The sequence below is a fragment of the Agrobacterium sp. NPDC090273 genome (genome assembly GCF_044772305.1).
Lineage (GTDB): Bacteria > Pseudomonadota > Alphaproteobacteria > Rhizobiales > Rhizobiaceae > Agrobacterium.
Map to the genome: position 1 here is coordinate 191052 of NZ_JBIVYN010000007.1, position 19845 is coordinate 210896.

The window sequence follows — 19845 nt, forward strand, 5'->3', positions numbered from 1 at the left end:
TTCACTTCACGGATAAACATGTAAAAACGTGCACAAACATGCATATTTGAGTTTTCTCAGAAGCGCAACAGCAAAACGCCCGCCAAAGGGCGGGCGCAATGCGTCGTCAGATGCAATGTCGCGATGACGGCATTAGCTTGCGTAGGTCACAAGCAGATCCTTTGCGTCGATCTGATCACCCTGGCGGACGAGGACTTCAGAAATAGTGCCCTCACGCTCGGCGTGCAGCGCCGTCTCCATCTTCATGGCTTCGATGGAAAGCAGCACGTCTCCAGGCTTTACGGCCTGCCCCGGATTGACGAAAACGCGGCTGATGACACCCGGCATCGGTGCGCCGATCTGGGCAGCGTTGCCGGGCTCAGCCTTACGGCGTACGGCCGAACCTGTCGCTCCATGCGCCCGGTCTGGCACCTTGATGCGACGCGGCTGACCATTGATCTCGAAGAACACCGTCACCATGCCCTTGTCATCAGTGCCGGATGACGCCTGGTTGACGATCACCAGCGTCTTGCCGCGCTCGATATCGGCAAACAACTCTTCACCGTCTTCCATGCCGTAGAAGTAGGCATGAGTCGGCAGCACAGAGACCGGGCCATAGGTTTCTGCCGTCAGGGCAAAATCGGTGAACACCTTCGGATACATCAGGTAAGAGGCAAACTCGAAGTCGTTGACCGAACGCTCGAGCTTTGTCTCGATCGTCTTGCGTTCGGCATCCAGATCGGCGTCGGCAAGAAGCGAACCGGGACGCACAGTATAGGGTGCATCTCCCTTCAACGCCTTCTTCTGCAGCGCTTCCGGCCAGCCGCCCGGCGATTGGCCAAGATCACCCTTGAGCATGGACACCACGGATTCGGGGAAGGAGACTTCCTTGTCCGGATTTTCGACGTCGGAAACCGTCAGATCCTGGCTGACCATCATCAGCGCCATGTCGCCGACAACCTTGGAGGATGGCGTGACCTTGACGATATCGCCGAACATCTGGTTGGCATCGGCATAGGCCTGCGCCACCTCGTGCCAGCGGCTTTCGAGGCCAAGCGAACGCGCCTGCTCCTTGAGGTTGGTGAACTGACCACCCGGCATTTCATGCAGATAAACTTCGGATGCCGGTCCCTTGAGGTCGCTTTCAAACGCCGCGTACTGGTTGCGGACCGCCTCCCAATAGAAAGAAATACGACGAATCCATTCTGCATCGAGACCCGTATCGCGCTCGGTGCCGGCAAGTGCCTCGACGATGGAGCCAAGGCACGGCTGCGACGTGTTGCCGGAGAACGCATCCATGGCGGCGTCGACAGCGTCCACGCCCGCGTCCACAGCCGCAAGAACGGTCGCGGCGGAAATGCCGGACGTGTCGTGCGTGTGGAAGTGGATCGGCAGGCTGGTCGCCTCACGCAAGGCCTTGAACAGAACCTTGGCAGCCGCAGGCTTCAGAAGACCCGCCATGTCCTTGACGGCGATGATATGCGCACCGGCCTTTTCCAGTTCGGCCGCAAGCCCCGTATAATATTTGAGGTCGTATTTTGGACGCCCGGAATTGAGGAGGTCGCCCGTGTAGCAGATCGCCGCTTCGCAGAGCTTGTTCTCTTCGGCAATCGCATCCATCGAGACGCGCATGTTCTCGACCCAGTTCAGGCAGTCGAACACGCGGAAGAGATCGATGCCACCCTTGGCCGCCTGACGAACGAAGTACTTCACCACGTTGTCGGGGTAGTTCTTGTAACCCACGCCATTGGCGCCGCGCAGAAGCATCTGCAGCAGAAGGTTTGGTGCACCCTCACGGATGAGGGCCAGACGCTCCCATGGATCTTCCGTCAGGAAGCGCATGGAAACGTCGAAGGTCGCACCACCCCAGCACTCGAGCGAGAGGAACTGCGGCAACGCCTTGGCGTAGGCGCTCGCCACACCAGCAATGTCGTGGGTCCGCACACGCGTCGCTAGCAGCGACTGGTGCCCGTCACGCATGGTCGTATCAGTGACGAGAACGCGCTTTTCATTGCGCATCCACTCCGAAAAGCCCTTGGGGCCAAGCTTGTCGAGAACCTGCTTCGTGCCACCCGGCGTCGGGGCATCGATATAGGGCACGATCGGCTTGGCTGCCTTGTCCGATGGCTTTGCGCGACCCTTGGTTTCAGGATGACCGTTGACCGTGACATCGGCCAGATAGGTCAGAAGCTTCGTTGCACGGTCCTGGCGCTTGACCTGCGCGAACAGCTCCGGCGTGGAGTCGATGAAACGCGTTGTATAGGTATTGTCGCGGAATTTCGTGTGGCCGATGATGGCTTCCAGGAAGGTGAGGTTTGTCGCAACACCTCTGATACGGAATTCGCGCAGGGCGCGATCCATGCGGCTGATTGCCTCTTCAGGTCCCGGCGCCCAGGCGGTCACCTTGACCAGCAGCGGATCGTAGTAACGTGTAATCACCGCGCCCGTATACGAGGTACCGCCGTCAAGACGGATACCGAAGCCGGAAGCCGAACGATAAGCAGTGATACGGCCATAATCAGGAATGAAGTTATGTTCGGGGTCTTCAGTCGTAATACGGCACTGGAGCGCATGACCGTTGAGGCGAATGTTTTCCTGCTTCGGAACACCCGATTCTGCCGTGCCGATGGCGGCACCTTCGAGAATATGGATCTGCGCCTTGACGATATCGATACCGGTCACGACCTCGGTGACGGTATGCTCGACCTGGATACGCGGATTGACCTCGATGAAGTAGAACTTGTTCGTATCCGCATCCATCAGATATTCGACAGTGCCGGCACCGATGTAGTTTGTCGCAGCGGCGATCTTCAACGAGTAATTGGCAAGTTCCTGTCGCTGTGTTTCGCTGAGGTAAGGTGCCGGAGCACGCTCCACAACCTTCTGGTTGCGTCGCTGGATCGAACAATCGCGCTCAAACAGATGAACGACATTGCCATGTGTGTCGCCGAGAATCTGGCTTTCGACGTGGCGCGCGCGCTCGACCAGCTTTTCGAGATAAACCTCGTCCTTGCCGAACGCCGCCTTGGCCTCACGTTTGGCTTCCGTCACTTCACGTGCAAGGTCCTCTTTCTTGCGAATGGCGCGCATGCCGCGACCACCACCGCCCCAGGACGCCTTCAACATCACCGGGTAGCCGATCTCTTCAGCCATTCGCTCCACTTCGGCGATATCGTCGGGCAATGGATCGGTGGCCGGTACAACGGGGACGTTGACCGAAATGGCGAGATTGCGCGCAGCAACCTTGTTGCCGAGCTGACGCATCGTGTCGGCCGTCGGTCCAATGAATATGATTCCTGCCTTGTTGCAGGCCTCCACGAATTCAGGGCTCTCCGACAGAAGGCCGTAACCGGGATGGATCGCATCCGCACCGGACAACTTCGCGACCCGGATGATCTCCTCGATCGAAAGGTAGCTTTCGATTGGTCCCATGTCTTTCGTCAGGTGCGGCCCCCTACCGACCTGATAACTCTCATCCGCCTTGAAACGATGGAGAGACAGCTTGTCCTCCTCGGCCCAAATCGCGACCGTTTTTATTCCAAGCTCATTCGCTGCCCGGAAAACACGGATCGCTATTTCAGAGCGGTTGGCGACAAGTAGTTTCGAAATTTTCAAGACTGTCTCCCCAGAAACAAAAGAAGTTTTCTGCTGCACCGCGAAATTAAGCAGCAAAAAACGATCTTGGAAAGACCATTTCCGACCGGAAGCGATCGCTCCGGCCCTCTGGGGGCATAGAATTTTTAAATCGATTGAAAAACTTCGGCCAACTTCACGGTGCCAAAGGCGTGGCTTTAGAGATCAGGCTAACTGAGCAGTCCACGCCGAAATGCAAGCGCAACGGTATGCTGGCGATTCTTCGCGTTAAAGCGGCGCTGAATCCCGTTGATGTACCAGTCCACGGTATGACTTGAGATCGAAAGCTGCCGCCCGATTTCCGTCGACGTCATGCCCTCAGCCATGAGCCTCAGCACCTCCATCTCTCTTTTGGTGAGTTCGGGGGAAGACATTTCAGGAAGATTGAGAATGGCGTTGGCCTGTCCGGAAAGATCAAGCAGACGCCAGAATACGGCACGCATGGCGGAATCGAACAATTCGATATCCGCCGCCTTCAATTGCCGGTCCTCGCCGCCAATGAAAACCGCGCCGATGAAACCCGCACGTCCGTGCACCGGAAACGCGTAACCGCCCTGCAGTCCATAACGGCTGGCGTCGTGGAAAAAGCTGACAGCACGTTTGCGATGCATGGCGCGAGGCAGTTCACCAAGCGCATCTTTCCAATGAAATGGCTTGTGCACCAGGCCAATCAGTTTCTTCACCGGATCGACCAGGCTGTACTTCTTGGCGCGATAAACGTCCATCCAGCCGTCGGGGAGGTTTTGAGCGAGGACATATCCCCCTGAGGTCAGGTCGCCGGCCATGCGTCTGCTGACAAGGAAATAGTCGAAACCATACTCCTGCAGAAGAGCGGCAAACTCGGACTGGACATCATCCACGTTCGCGATCTGATGACATTTGGCAATGAAATGAACGATATTATGCATAAGGACGCATGCCCGAAGCTGGCAGTGTTGACGGATGATTGTTGGACATGGTCCCGCGATGACGTCATGTTATTCGGGCGCCGGTCAGACGAGATTGCGCCGAACGTCGTTATCAATCACTGAAACGATACCGCAAAATCTTGTTAGGGCAACTGCGAACCGTTTTACGCGCGCATCGTTTGCTTCAAACAACGGTGAGACGTTTGTTAAGCCGCCATTCAGACAGAAAGAGCGATAATCCCGCCAGTTTCGCCGTCTATCGAGACGCAAGGGTTTGAAAGTTAACCCATCAACCGCATGAAAAAGACGCACGGATTGGATTGAAAATTTGACTTTGTTTCAGGTTTACACGCGCGCCCTGCGCTATCTGACCGTCCACAAATGGCGTGTGACGGTTGTCGTCGTTGCCAACATCATCCTGGCGGCCATCACCATCGCCGAACCCGTGCTGTTCGGGCGCATCATCGATGCCATCTCGTCAGGCTCCGACGTCACGGCCATTCTTGCGCTCTGGGCGGGCTTTGGCGTGTTCAACACAGTCGCTTACGTCGCTGTCGCCCGTGAGGCGGACAGGCTGGCACACGGTCGTCGCGCCACGCTTTTGACGGAAGCCTTCGGCCGGATCATCTCCATGCCGCTGTCGTGGCATCACCAGCGCGGCACATCGAATGCTCTGCACACGTTGCTGCGCGCCAGTGAAACGCTGTTCGGCCTGTGGCTGGAATTCATGCGCACGCACCTGGCAACCTTCGTGGCCCTGGTGCTTCTGGTGCCGACCGCAATGTCGATGGATATGCGCCTCAGCTTCGTGCTGATCGGCCTTGGCATCGTCTACTGGTTCATCGGCAAATGGGTGATGGGCCGGACGAAAGATGGCCAGGCATCCGTCGAAGAACATTATCACAGCGTCTTTGCGCATGTGAGCGATTCCATCAGCAACGTTTCGGTTCTGCATAGCTACAATCGTATCGAAGCTGAAACGAAGGCGCTGAAATCATTCACAGAAAAGCTCCTGAGCGCCCAGTATCCAGTTCTCGACTGGTGGGCTTTTGCCAGCGCCCTCAACCGCACAGCATCGACCGTTTCGATGATGATCATTCTCGTCATCGGCACCATTCTCGTGAAGAACGGTGAATTGCGTGTCGGCGACGTTATCGCCTTCATCGGCTTTGCAAACCTGCTGATTGGTCGTCTCGACCAGATGCGTCAGTTCGTGACCCAGATTTTCGAAGCCCGCGCCAAGCTCGAGGACTTTTTCGTTCTGGAAGATTCCGTCAAGGAGCGCGAGGAGCCGGGCAATGCCGGCGAACTCACCAACGTTTCCGGCACCGTGGAATTCAAGAACATCAACTTCGGTTTTGCCAACACCAAACAGGGCGTTCATGACATCTCCTTCACGGCGAAAGCTGGCGAGACGGTTGCCATCGTCGGTCCGACAGGTGCAGGCAAGACCACGCTCATCAACCTTCTACAGCGTGTCTACGACCCGAATTCCGGTCAGATCCTGATTGATGGCACGGATATTTCCACCGTCACGAAACAGTCGCTGAGAAACTCGATCGCGACAGTGTTCCAGGACGCCGGACTGCTTAACCGCTCGATCAAGGAAAACATCAGACTTGGCCGTGAATCGGCGACCGATGCAGAGGTGATCGAAGCGGCGGCAGCAGCGGCAGCAACGGATTTCATCGACAGCCGCATCAATGGCTATCTGACCCAGGTGGGTGAACGTGGTAACCGGCTTTCAGGCGGCGAGCGCCAGCGAATTGCCATCGCACGCGCCATTTTGAAGAACGCGCCAATCCTTGTTCTGGACGAAGCGACCAGTGCGCTCGATGTGGAGACGGAAGCCCGCGTGAAGGCTGCTGTCGATGCGCTGAGAAAGAACCGTACGACATTCATCATCGCGCACCGCCTTTCGACAGTCCGCGACGCCGACCTCGTGCTGTTCCTCGATCAGGGCAGGATCATCGAGAAGGGTACGTTTGATGAACTGAGCCAACGTGGCGGACGCTTCACCTCGCTTCTGCGTGCCAGCGGCCTGCTGACGGATGAAGGTGGCAACGGACAGCCGAAGGCCATCGCGTCCTAAACAGCTCCAAGAACAAAACAATGCTCAAAGGGGGCGGACAGGCAATGTCCGCCCTTTTTTGTATCTGGCTGAGGTGACACGTCGGGTTGATCCACGATACGCAATCAACACCACAGTCAGCCTATCAGCAGCCCTCTGCTGAGCCAATGAACCGGACGTCGCCAACTCTCCATCCCCTTAATTGATCACCAGAGGATGCGTGGCTGGCAGATCCGCAGACCAGAGGCAGAGCCGCTTTCGGAAACATGCCCGTGTCACAGGATATCGAAGCCGCCGTTGGGCGCGACGCGCGCACTTAGCGACGTCGATCTGAAAGCAGGCGGTAACCGCCGAGCTCCCGAACTTTCTGCCTCCCCCCCGTACGGATTAACGAAGCTCGACTTTTTGTGGCAATAAAAAAGCCCCTGCTGATCGCAAGGGCTCTTGTTGATCCGGCCTTCAGACTCGAGCCATCGCTCAGGCGATCTTTGCCATACCGTTCTTTGTGGCCGCTGCCTTACCATCGACAGATACGATGACATCTCCAGAGCCCGCCTTACGGCTGACGACGATATCCCGTGTCTTGCCGTCCAGCGTGATCTTGACCGAGAAGCCGCTCCAGTCGTCCGGCAGCGCCGGTGCAATGTGCAGTTTGCCCTCGACACGGGTAATGCCGAGGATACCTTCAACAGCCGCGCGATAGAGCCAGCCGGCCGACCCCGTATACCAGCTCCAGCCACCACGTCCCGCGTAGCCATCGCCACCGTAAACGTCAGCCGTCACCACGTATGGTTCAACGCGATAGGTCTGCGAAGCGTCACGGTCCAGCGCGTGATTGACCGGGTTGAGCAGCTTGAAGCACTTCCAGGCATCGTCATGACGACCCTGCTTTGCGAGTGCAAGAACCACCCAGGTTGCCGCATGCGTATACTGGCCGCCGTTTTCACGCACGCCCGGCGGATAACCCTTGATGTAACCCGGGTCATGCGACGTCTGCGAGAAAGCCGGTGTGAACAGGCGGATAATGCCCGTCTTTTCATCGACCAGATGTTCGAGCACGGCATCCATTGCCTGACGCGAACGACCTTCCTCACCCTCACCGGATAGAACGCTCCAGCTCTGGCCAAGTGAATCGATACGGCACTCCTCACTGGTGGCAGAACCGAGCGGTGCACCATCATCAAAGTAGCCACGACGGTAATAGCTACCATCCCAGCCGGCTGTCTCGAGTGCCGCACGCAGCTTGTCGCGATGGGCTGACCACTTTGCGACATGCGCGTCGTCGCCCCGTTTTTCGGCAATCGCGATGAAATCGCGCAACGCACCGGCCAGGAACCATCCGAGCCAGACGCTCGTGCCCTTGCCGCCAACGCCGACGCGGTTCATGCCGTCGTTCCAGTCACCACCCAGAATCAGCGGCAGACCATTTTCTCCGGTTCTCTGGATCGCCAGGTCGAGCGCCAATGCTGCATGGTCGTAAAGACTTGCAGACTTTTCGCTGGTTTCCGGCTGGAAGAAGGCGTCGTGCTGACCCGGCATCAAGGCCGATCCCTTGAGGAACGGAATGCTCTCATCAAGAATGGAGGCATCTCCCGTCGCCGACAGATATTGGTTGACCGCATAAGCGAGCCAAACAACGTCATCGGAGATGGTCGTGCGAACGCCCGCGCCAGTCAGTGGCAACCACCAGTGCTGCACGTCGCCTTCGACAAACTGGCGCCCGGCTGCTCGCAGGATCTGGCTGCGGGCAAGATCCGGCTTGTAGAGGAGGAACGCCAGTGTGTCCTGAAGCTGATCGCGGAAGCCGAAAGCGCCGCTCGACTGATAGAAAGCCGTTCTGGCCAGGATGCGGCAGGCGAGCGCCTGATACGGCAGCCAGTTATTGACCATATGGTTGAAACCGGAATCCGGCGTGGTCACCTGGAGCTGACCGGTAAATCCGTTCCAGAATGCCCTGCTCTCTTCGAGCGCCATCTGGAAGTCAGCGCGCCGCGCATCCTTCACCAGCGACTGGGCTTCTTCTTCGCTATCGGCATCACCAAGGACAAACATCATGTGACGTTCTTCGCCCGGCTTCAGATGAATTTCCTGCATCAGTGCTGCGCAGGGATCACCATCCACCTCGGTGTTACCAGCCAGAGCCGCACCGGAAACAACACCTTGAGGAGCCTGTATGGAACCATACCTGCCAATGAATTCGCGACGGCTGGTGGTGAAACCGCTTGCCTCGCTATCCAGTGTCAGGAACGAGGTCCGGGCATTGTAGTCGATGCTGTATGGGTTCGATGCGAAAATCGCACCGCTTTCAGCGTCATGCCTGCTCAGAATGAACGGGGCAGACTTTTGACCATTGTTGCCAAGAATCCATTCCACATAGGAATAGACCTTCAAGCGTCGGCTCTTCGTGCCCTTGTTGCGAACAATGACCTGCGAATATTTGAGTGGCTTTTCGCGGTCGACCGTTTGCGTAACCTCGATCTCAACCGTGTCGGCCTTGCCGGTGAACACGGAGTAGCCGAGACCGTGACGTGTTTCGAAAAATGCTTCCGGATCACGCGAGAGGGTTGCAAACGGCGTATAAACCTTTCCGGTTTCGACGTCGGATACGTAGAACGCCTCACCCGTACGATTGATGACCGGATCATTGCTCCATGGCGTCAACTGGTAGTCGCGCGAATTGCGGCTCCAGGTGAAACCCGCGCCTTCGGCCGAAATATGGAAGCCGAATTTTTCGTTGGAAATGACGTTGATCCACGGATGTGGTGTCGACTGGCCGCCATGCAGACGCACGACATATTCCTGACCGCTCTTGGCAAAGCCGCCAAAACCGTTCCAGAAATCCAGATCGTCCGCATCCTCGACCGGTTCGGCAACCGGGAAAGCCGGTGCAGGCAGACGCGCAAGCGCTGCTTCGGCGCCGCCGTCCGGACCGCGATGTGCAGCAAAAAGCGACACGGCGCGGTTGATCTGGTCGACAATCTTGCCATTGCGAACGTGCAAAACCACACGCGACGCCGCCAGCAAAGCTGCCCAGGTTTCCTCATCCATCAGGTCACGGCGTACAGAGAAGACATGCGGTCTTCCACCGTCTGCCGGATTGATGCGGCGCTGGCCTTCGGAAATATGATCCAGCGCATGCTGCATATCCTGCGCGTAGGACGCTGCGCGCTCATTGACGATGACGAGATCGAAGATCACACCACGCGAACGCAGATATTCGTGCGCGCTCAAGGCTTCGCGAGCGATGTCCATATCCATGTCATCGTTGATGCGCAGCGAGAAGATCGGGAAATCGCCCGAGATCGCCAGCGGCCAAAGCGCGCGTTGCGAGGTGAGACCGGTTTTCAGCGTCTCTGAGTCGGCACGCAGATGCATGTCCGGATAGGTCAGATAGCGACCAAGATGCTGGAATGCCGCAGCCTGCTGCGATGTGACGCCAACATGGCGCATCTGTACCTGCGTACGCGTCCAGGCGTGAACGAGTTCATGCGCGAAGGCGTCCGGATGGCGGTAACGATCGATTGCCTTGTCGACTTCCTCACGGCTTGGCGCCGCAATCGTCCAGAAAATAACGCTGACTTTCTTGCCGGCAGGAACGCGAACGGTCCGACGCAGCGAAAGTACAGGATCAAGCGTGAAACCGTCGGTGCTCGAAAGCGTGGCACCGCTTTCGAAAGCGGCAGCTTCCGCCAGCGAACGGCCACGACCGATAAACTTCGCGCGGTCGGTTTCGAACTCGGTCGGACGCGATGGGCCTGCATTGTCTGCTGCCAGATGCGCGATGACCGTGCCCGGATCACTCGGGCCGCGGCGATTGCGCCATGCCCGGATAACATCACCACGACGACCGATTTCGGTCTGCACGAACATACGTGAGAACAGCGGATGCGCATTGTCGTCATCCTCGGACGCAATGACCGGCTCCATATAGGACGTCACTTCGATGTAGCGATCTTCCGAACCGACATTGAGCAGTGTGACGCGACGGCCTTCGGCATCGTGTTCAGTCGCCACGATGCATTCAACGACGCTTTGCAGATCGCCGACGGCCTTGTGGAACTCCGCCTTGTCGTCAGTAAAGACCGTTTTCGTCTTTTCACCTTCGATCACGCGCGGTTCTGCGGTCGCACTCCACCATTGTCCCGACGACGTATCGCGCAGGAAGATGAAGGTTCCCCAACGATCCTCGGTCGGATCGGCCTTCCAGCGGGAAATCGCCTGACCATTCCACTTGGAATAACCGGCACCGGTGGATGTCAGCATGGTCGAGTAATGACCATTCGACAGGAATACCACTTCACGATCGCGAACAGCAGGATCGGCAATGGTACGGACTTCCGCACGCAAGAGATCCGCCTGCTCCTTACCGGGTGTCTCCGGCTCGTATTTGGCGCTCATCACCGGCACTTCTCGCGGTGCCTTTTCCTGCAGAAGCAGTTCCGCCGCCTCAATGACCGGGTCGGAATGGAACAGTTCGCGCAGCACGCCGTCGAAAGCGACGTTGGCAACGGCCGCAATCGACATGCCATGGTGGTGTGCATAGTAGTTATAGACCACCGCGCAGACCTTGCCGTCCGGCACGCGGGTCGGCGTGAAGTCGACCGCATCGTGGAAACCGTACTGGCCAAGCGCGCCAAGTTTGCGCAGCTTGTCGAGGTTTTCCAGCGCGCCTTCCGGATCGTACTGGCTGGCGAGGATCGACGCATAAGGCGCAATGACGGCGTTCTGGCCGAGGCCACGCTTGAGACCAAGCGTCGGCACACCGAAGTTGGTGTACTGATAGTTCATGTTGTGATCGCGGGCGTTGAACGCCGCTTCGGAAATACCCCATGGCGTGCCGAGGCGGCGGCCATGGTTCATCTGTTCCTTGACGATCAGATTGTTGGTCTGGTTGAGAATACCACCCTGACGCTCCTGCATGACGAGAGGCGGCATGAGGTATTCGAACATCGAGCCAGACCAGGACACCAGGGCACCCTGAGCGCCGATCGGCACGACCTGACGACCAAGGCGATACCAGTGCTCGGTCGGCAGATCGCCCTTGGCGATGGCAAACAGGCTCGTCAGACGGCACTCGGACGCGAGAAGGTCGTAGCAGGCTTCATCGAGTTCCTTGCTTTCGACCCGGTAACCGATCGACAGAAGACGGCGATCCTTGCGGTAAAGGAACGTGAAGTCCATCGAGAAGGCAAGGTTGCGGCTACGGTCGCGCAGCGACGCCAGACGCTGACGAAGCGGTTCCATGTTGGTGAGATCGATCGCGCTGTCGGCAATATGCGCCTCACAGCATTCCACCAATAGCTGCGCCCAGCGGGTAACCTCGGTGCTCTGCGACGACTTGACCTCGTGGTCCACATTGGTGGCGAGTTTCTGGATGTCGCGCGCAAGAACCGCAAGATTGATCACACGGATCGAAGCGAACTCATGCTCACGCTTGACCGAAGCCAGAGCGTTCGAGAAGCCGATAATGCGCTCTTCCAGCCGGCGATGCAGCGGACGGAGGTTCTTGCGGTCATCCGGCAGCGCCTTCAGCGTCTCGCGCAGAATACCGGCAACATCGCCAATACCGTCAAGATTGCCCTGAAGATGTGCGGAAGGTGCTTCAGCCCAATCGCGGCAGGCCGACGAAACGGCAATCAGGTGACCCGCAAGGTTGCCGCTGTCGACAGCGGAGACGTAACGCGGACCAAGCGTCTGCAGTGTGTCCGTATGATACCAGTTGTAGAGATGGCCGCGATATTTCTCCATCTTCTCAACGGTCGTGATCGTATTTTCGATCCGCTCGATGGTTTCAGCGAAACTGATCCAGCCAAACCGGCGTGCCGAGATTGCCGACAGCAGATAAACGCCGATGTTGGTTGGCGATGTGCGCGAGGCAACGATCGGCTCCGGCGTTTCCTGGAAGTTGTCCGGCGGCAGATAGTTTTCCTGCGGCGTCACGAAGGCTTCGTAGTAACGCCAAGTCCGGCGCGCGATCTTGCGCAGTTCGAACGAAACATGTTCCGACACGAACATGCGGTCTTCGGTTTCAGCCGATTGGCTGACGTACCAGGCGACGGCAGGCGACAGAACCCACAACAGTGCGAAAGGAATACCAATCAGGAATGCGTTATCGCCAGGCAGCGCTGCAAACAGCAGGCCGAGAAGCGCAACGACCGGAGCATGCCACATCTGTTGATAATAACCGACCACGCTGCTCTGTGCGCTGGATTGCATCGAGGCAGCGGTACGCCATTCCAGCATCAGCTTGTGGCTGACCAGCAGGCGATAAAGCGAACGCGCGATAGCATCTGTCATCATGCAGGCGGAATCGGCAATGAAGACGATGCGCAGCGCGACCTGAGCGTTGGTTGCCCGGATCTCAGACCAGATCGTGTGGAAATGCGCCTGTGGCACGATATCCGTCGAACGCGGGACTAGACCGGAAAGAAGCGAGAGCGTCGGTGCCACGAACAGCGAAAAGATCAGCAGGATCTGCCAGATCAGCGCGCCAAGCGGGTCCATGAAGTACCAGCCCAGTACGGACGCGAAGAACCACGCAATTGGCGTCAGAGAACGACGCAGGTTGTCGACCATCTTCCAGCGGCCAATTGCGGTCACGCCGCGTGCCCGATCGAGGATGTAAGGCAGAAGCTGCCAGTCGCCACGCGCCCAGCGATGCTGGCGCGAGACTTCAACTTCGTAGCGGGTCGGGAAATCCTCTACCAGCTCGACATCGGTTACCAGCGCGCAGCGCGCAAACGAGCCTTCGAGAAGGTCGTGGCTGAGAATGGAGTTCTCCTCGATGCGACCCTTCAGCGCCGCTTCGAAGGCATCCACGTCATAGAGGCCCTTGCCGGTGAACGTCCCTTCAGAGGTCAGATCCTGATAGACGTCAGACACCGTGAAGACATAGGGGTCGATCCCACGGTTGATCGAAAAGACGCGCTGGAAGACGGAGGCATCCTTGCCGGTTGTCAGCGACGGCGTAACACGCGGCTGCAGCAGGCCGTAACCTTCCACGACGCGTCCCGAGACCGGATCGATCACCGGACGGTTGATCGGATGATGCATCTTGCCGACCAGCTTGGTCACAGCGTCGCGCATCAGGCGCGTATCGGCGTCCAGCGTCATGACGTACTTAACGTCGGCCGGCACGACATTCGCGCCGCCGAGGAAGGTTGTATCCTTGTCGCCGCGCAGCAGCATGTTCAGTTCATGCAGCTTGCCGCGCTTGCGCTCCCACCCCATCCAGCAGCCTTCTGCCGGGTTATAGAGCCGGCGGCGGTGCAGCAGATAGAATCGCGTCTTGCCATCAAAGGCATAACGGCTGTTCAGTGCAGCGATCTCGCGCTTGGCGTATTCGAGAATTTCGATATCGTCGCCGGACTGCTCCTGCTGTCCGTCGCGCCAGTCGCTCACCAGCGAGAAATAGATTTCACCATGCGGGTTGGCGAGATAATGCACCTCGATGTTGCGCATCATTTCATCAACGCTATCGCGGCTGGTCAACATGCAGGGCACGGCCACCAGCGTTCGCGCATCGTCCGGAATACCGTTCTTGAATTCGTATCCGACCAGGCGGAACGGCTTCACAAAGAAGGTCACCAGCGTGTTGAAGAGACCAGTTGCGCCTTCCGAAGCCGGCAGGGCGAACATCAGCAGGAACGCGGTAACCACATACCAGGGCATTCCAGCTTCAGCCAGGAACCAGCCCACGGCCCACATTGCCACGGCCGTAATCAGAAGAACCGGCGCCGCGATCGACAGCCAGTTGAACCGGCGCATCGATCTTACGATGTGCTGGGAGACCAACGGCCTGTAGGCGATCTGCTTTTCAAGCTCGAATCGGCTTTGCCCGACGAGCACGGAGCCGACATTGACGCGGCTGTCTGACCCCGCAACAGGTTGAAGCGTACGCGCCATTTCAACAGCAGCGCGGGCAACCTCCACTTCGGTTTTCGGCGAGCGTCGCGCCAGAAGTTCGATTGTGTTGCGATAGGTGTTGCGCGAACCGAAATCGAGCGTTTCGTAGTCGGTTTCCTCGCGGAGAACCTTGTCGATGTGGCTGACTTCCTCAAACCAGACCGACCACTCCGTATCGTCGATTTCGCGCAGGCTCTTGACGATGTTACCCATCGTCACGTTGCCGGAGGCCAGACGGTTGTGCTCAGCCATCATGACGTTTTCGGCGTCGGTACCGGCAGCATGCAAACGTTCTTCCAGCCAGGCCAGTGCAAAACCCGAGGTCTGAGAGCCATTTCTCAGGCGATAGAGGAACTGGGTCGCAAAGGTCGGATCATCGACCAGCGAATTGACCTGACCAAGCAGAGCAGCCGAGGCTTCCGCATCGTTGAGACGGATAATCTCGTCGACAACCTCATTCGCCTTCTGGCGCATGCGGCGCGAACGCTCGACGCGAATAGAAATACGGCGGAGATTTTCGATGAGAACAAAACGGATGATCGACGGCAACGCCCACAACTCGCCGATCTGCAGCGTCTTGGACGTCTGATAACCGTCCACCAGTGCCGTCATGTTTTCGCGCGTCACAGTGCTGTGCGTATGCGCCACATAAAGCCAGCCGAGCGCCATGACACGGGGTATGGTGACGCCACCAACCGTCATCGTCGGCAATTGACGATAGAACTTGCGCGGGAAATCGCGACGGACTTCCTGGATCGCTTCTTCGATCACGTAGTGGTTGTCGAGAAGCCACTCCGCGGCGGGCGTAATCGTCGCACCGTTTTCCGCGTCAACCGCGGTGGTACGATAGACGCGCAGGATTTCCTTCTCGTTTTCGCGATGGCGTTCGAAGAAATCGAACTCCATGAAACCGGGGAGGCTGTCAGCACCGTCGCGCGAAAGCGCGGCACCGGCCTCATACAATTCTTCGATCGTCATGTAGGAAGCACGGATCGAATCGTTGTGATCGATCTGTTTGGCTTCGGAATCACGGGCGGCGGCAGGCGGCGTAATATGAAATGACATCGGCTCGTATTCTAAAACGGTTTAGGTGCGTTGCTCGTCTTGCTCGGCATTTGCATCATATTGCTGAAAGCATCATGAAAACAAAACCGCAGTTATATGTCGCGTTCTTCATGAACCTTTGCTGAACCGGCAAAAAACGTGGCGCATTCCCGCGCCCGTTTCACCGCTCAGCCTAAAGCCTGCTGCATGCAGGGCTGAAGCACTCAAATTCCATAGCTGGCGGATATTCGTGAGAAAAACCGGAAAGGACGAGCCGCAAAACTTGGTCGTTCCATACGGATTTCGCATGCTCCCCCAAAGCGAAAACAACGTCAGCAAGGCGGCTTCCCCTTTTCCGTCTTCCCATTCCGGCAAAAAGCGGGATTGCCCCGTATTCTTGCCACCGAAAAGACGTAACGCCTTGCATCGCCAACCAGTTCCATGCCACCGGTTTCGGGCCGATGCAAGCGATGTTTCCAGGCTTTCGATCCAAACCGTAACACCGTCAATTTTAGGCCCACCGGCCTACCCCTATTCGGCATTTACGCGCTCGCAACATTGCTGTTATGGAAGGGTCTAAAAGCAAGGTAACGGAACCGCACGATGACCAGACAAACCGGAAACAGCAGCGCATTCGCCAACCATATGCCAGAGGTGGTCGCGATCCGGCATCATCTTCACCAGCATCCCGAAATCGGCCTTTCCGAGCACCAGACGTCAGACTTCATTGCCGACCAACTTGTTGCCATGGGCTACGACGTCACACGCGGCCTTGCCGGCACCGGAGTTGTCGCCACGCTGCGCAATGGCAGCGGGACGCGCACGCTCGGCATTCGTGCAGACATTGATGCCTTGCCCATTCATGAAGAAACCGGCGCCGACTACGCCAGTGAAAATCAGGGCGTCATGCATGCCTGCGGACATGACGGCCACACCGCCATGTTGCTCGGTGCGGCTAAAATCATCGCTGAACGCAAGAACTTCGACGGGACGCTGCATCTGATCTTTCAGCCGGCGGAAGAAAATTTTGGCGGCGCCCGCATCATGATCGAGGATGGCCTTTTTGAGCGCTTCCCCTGCGACGCTGTCTTCGCCCTTCATAACGATCCCGGCCTGCCTTTTGGTCAGTTCGTGCTGCGTGAAGGTCCGATCCTGGCAGCCGTCGACGAATGCAGGATCACGGTGAATGGCTACGGTGGCCATGGTGCAGAACCCCAAGCTGCAGCTGACCCCATCGTGGCAGGTGCCAGCATCATCATGGCGTTGCAGACGGTGGTTTCCCGCAACATCCATCCGCAACTCTCCGCTGTTGTGACCGTGGGGGCATTTCACGCCGGGATCGCAAGCAATGTCATTCCGGAAACCGCAGAAATGCTGCTGACAATCCGCTCCTTCGATCCGGGCGTTCGCGACGAACTCGAAAAGCGTATCCGCTCCATCGCCGAGGGCCAGGCCGCGAGCTACGGCATGAGCGTGACCATCGAGTACGAACGTGGTTACAACGCCACGATCAATCACAAGGCTGAGACTGACTACGTCAATGAACTGGCAAAGCGATTTGCCGGAGCCGAAAACGTCGCCGAAATGCCACGCCCTTCGATGGGCGCTGAAGATTTCGCCTATATGCTGGAGAAACGGCCAGGTTGTTATTTCTTCCTCGGAACGGCCCGTACCGATAACGATCCGCCTCTGCATCACCCGAAGTTCGACTTCAACGACGAGATTCTGCCAATCGGAACCTCGTTCTGGGTCGAACTGGCGGAAGATTACCTCAAGCGCTGACATCAAATGAAAAAGGCCAGTCGGAGGAGCGACTGGCCTTTTTCTTCGGTTTCCCGGAATATGGGAGGATCAGGGAACGAAGCCGAAAATGACTGCTGCGACAAAAGCGAAACAGACGCCGACCAGCGCAGTGTGAACCGTGTCACGCCAGTTGCGCTGTGCGTGGGATTGCGGAACGAAGTCTTTGACTTTTCCGGTCTTGGAATAAGACATTTCGCGCTCCTTTGCCTCATTGATCCACCGAGGTGGCCACTCGCTTATCTTGGTAAAGATTATCGCTATTCCCCACTATTTCAGTAGAGATAAAATTCCATAAGATTGGCCCAAAGGGAAAAATCGGATTGCGACTTGCCTGTCGAAACGCATCAATCTACCCATGGCGCGATATAAACGCTTTAGCGGGAATTCGGTTCGAGCCATCAAAAAACGGGAAGCCATGACCGATATAGATGCAGTCATCATTGGCGCCGGTGTCATCGGACTGGCCACGGCACGCGAGCTGGCAATGCGCGGCTTCTCCGTTATCATCCTCGAGAGCGAAGCGGAGTTCGGCTCAGCAACGTCCTCCCGCAACAGCGAGGTTATTCACGCAGGGCTTTATTATCCGCAAGGAAGCCTCAAGGCCCGTCTTTGTGTCGATGGAAAGCATCGGCTATATGCCTTCTGCCAAAGCCATGGCGTCGCCCACCGTCGTTGCGGCAAGCTGATCGTCGCCACTGACGATGGGGAAGCAGACCTGCTTGTCGGCCTCAAGAACAAGGGCCAAGCCAATGGTTGTGGTGATCTGGAGCTGATCGATAGGCAAAAAGCACTTCTGCTTGAACCCGCCTTGTCCTGTACGGCTGCGCTGTTTTCCCCGTCGACGGGAATTATAGACAGTCATGGCTATATGCTCGCACTGTTGGGCGACGCGGAAGATCATGGCGCGGCGCTGGCCCTCAACGCGCCTTTTCTTGCTGCAGAAACGGTCAGCAACGGCTTCCGTGTCCATGTCGGTGGCAAGGAGCCGATGAGCCTGACGTGCCGGTTCCTCGTCAATTCGGCTGGGCTTTTCGCGCCGTCAATCGCCGCAAAGATCGATGGGCTACAGCATGACACCGTCCCGATGGCGCGTTATGCAAAAGGAAGCTATTTTGCGCTTTCCGGCAAACAGCCTTTCTCACGGCTCATATACCCCGCGCCGCAGACGCATGGCCTTGGCGTTCATCTCACACTCGATCTGGCTGGGCAGGCACGCTTTGGTCCCGATGTCGAATGGGTGGACGGCATAGAATATGCCGTTAATCCCGAGCGTATGAGCGGTTTTGGCGAAGCAATACGACGTTATTGGCCGGGGCTGCCAGAAAATGCGTTGATTCCCGCTTATTCCGGCATCCGTCCAAAGATTTCAGGTCAGAATGACCCCGCCATGGATTTCCGGATCGACGGCCCGGAAGCACATGGGCTTCCGGGCCTCGTCAATCTCTTTGGTATAGAAAGTCCGGGGCTCACAGCCTCGCTGGCCATTGCTCACGATGTCGCCGGGAAACTGGCCTGACATTCAGCCAAAACGGGAAAGCGCGTTTGCCATGATCGCCGGATCGACGTTGCCACCCGAGGCAACGGCAATCACGATATCACCCGTCAATTCGCTTCCATGGAAAAGCGCGGCGGCAAGCGCCACGGCTCCACCCGGTTCCACAACGATCTTCAGTCTATTGAAGGCCAGAACCATGGCGCGAAGCGCTTCGTCCTCGGAGACGGCAATTCCCTCTCCGCACAGACCCGCCATGAGCGGGAAGGTGACGTTTCCAGGCTGTGGTGTCATGATCGCATCGCAGAGCGAGCCGGATGTGCTGGCATTGCGTTCGATCTTGCCTGCTGCAAGCGAACGCGCGACATCATCAAAGTGCTCCGGTTCGCAGGTACGGACCTTGTACGTCGGAGCTTTGGCATCGAGTGCAAGAGCAATGCCCGAGGTCAGCCCGCCGCCGCCACACGGGACAAGAACCTCAGCCGCACCGATGCCCAGTTCAGCACCCTGTTCGGCGATTTCAAGACCTGCTGTCCCCTGCCCGGCGATCACCAGCGGCTCGTCGAATGGCTTGATGAGCGTCAACCCGCGCTCGCGTGACAGCCGGTCGCCGATCGCGTCGCGATCTTCGTTCGCTCTGTCATACAAAACAACCTCGGCACCATAGGCACGTGTGTTGTCGATTTTGATCTTCGGCGCATCGGATGGCATGATGATAACCGACGGCACCCCATGCAGACGAGCGGCCAGAGCAACGCCCTGAGCATGATTGCCGGAGGAAAAAGCGATCACGCCTTTGGCTCGCACATCCGCAGGCAGACCTGAGACCGCCGACCAGCCACCGCGAAACTTGAAGGAACCCGTCTTCTGCAGGCACTCTGCCTTCACGTATAATTTGCGGCCAGCAATCTCATCCAGAAAATGCGACGACAGCAACGGGGTACGCACTGCGTTTTTGCCGATACGTTCGCGCGCCGCTTCAATCATCGCAATATTCGTCATCTTTTTTG

8 protein-coding genes are annotated in these 19845 nt (G+C 57.6%); 3 read left to right on the forward strand and 5 right to left on the reverse strand.

What is annotated here, in order from left to right; all coding sequences use genetic code 11:
* Positions 1–132: 132 nt before the first annotated feature.
* The gene (pyc, locus tag ACIQT8_RS19275; RefSeq protein WP_400968436.1) at positions 133–3594 is read right to left on the reverse strand and encodes a pyruvate carboxylase; all 3462 of its coding nucleotides are present in this window, start codon (positions 3592–3594) and stop codon (positions 133–135) included.
* A gap of 188 nt (positions 3595–3782) precedes the next feature.
* Positions 3783–4520, reverse strand: a complete 738-nt coding sequence (locus tag ACIQT8_RS19280) for a LuxR family transcriptional regulator (protein ID WP_138795223.1) — start codon at positions 4518–4520, stop codon at positions 3783–3785.
* Between the two features lie 328 nt (positions 4521–4848).
* On the opposite strand from ACIQT8_RS19280, the gene ACIQT8_RS19285 reads away from it, so the two are divergent.
* The gene (locus ACIQT8_RS19285; protein ID WP_138795222.1) at positions 4849–6612 is read left to right on the forward strand and encodes a glucan ABC transporter ATP-binding protein/ permease; all 1764 of its coding nucleotides are present in this window, start codon (positions 4849–4851) and stop codon (positions 6610–6612) included.
* A 456-nt stretch (positions 6613–7068) separates the two neighbouring features.
* Here ACIQT8_RS19285 and ACIQT8_RS19290 read toward each other — a convergent pair whose 3' ends face one another.
* Positions 7069–15561 (reverse strand): GH36-type glycosyl hydrolase domain-containing protein, encoded by an 8493-nt coding sequence (locus ACIQT8_RS19290; protein ID WP_400968441.1) that lies wholly within the window; start codon positions 15559–15561, stop codon positions 7069–7071.
* 582 nt (positions 15562–16143) lie between these two features.
* Between ACIQT8_RS19290 and ACIQT8_RS19295 the strand changes: the two genes are divergently transcribed.
* Entirely contained in the window at positions 16144–17322 is a 1179-nt protein-coding gene (locus ACIQT8_RS19295) for a M20 aminoacylase family protein (protein ID WP_400968443.1), read from the forward strand.
* Between the two features lie 69 nt (positions 17323–17391).
* Here the strand turns inward: ACIQT8_RS19295 and ACIQT8_RS19300 are convergent, their stop codons facing one another.
* Complete coding sequence (locus tag ACIQT8_RS19300; RefSeq protein ID WP_178340603.1) at positions 17392–17535, reverse strand: hypothetical protein; 144 nt, start codon at positions 17533–17535, stop codon at positions 17392–17394.
* Positions 17536–17758: 223 nt separating this feature from the next.
* Here ACIQT8_RS19300 and ACIQT8_RS19305 point away from each other — a divergent pair, with 223 nt between their 5' ends.
* Entirely contained in the window at positions 17759–18859 is a 1101-nt protein-coding gene (locus ACIQT8_RS19305) for an NAD(P)/FAD-dependent oxidoreductase (RefSeq protein ID WP_400968446.1), read from the forward strand.
* A 3-nt stretch (positions 18860–18862) separates the two neighbouring features.
* On the opposite strand, the gene ACIQT8_RS19310 is transcribed toward ACIQT8_RS19305, so the two are convergent.
* A complete protein-coding gene (locus ACIQT8_RS19310) occupies positions 18863–19837 on the reverse strand; it encodes a threonine/serine dehydratase (protein WP_400968449.1) in 975 nt (324 codons plus the stop codon).
* Positions 19838–19845: the final 8 nt, after the last annotated feature.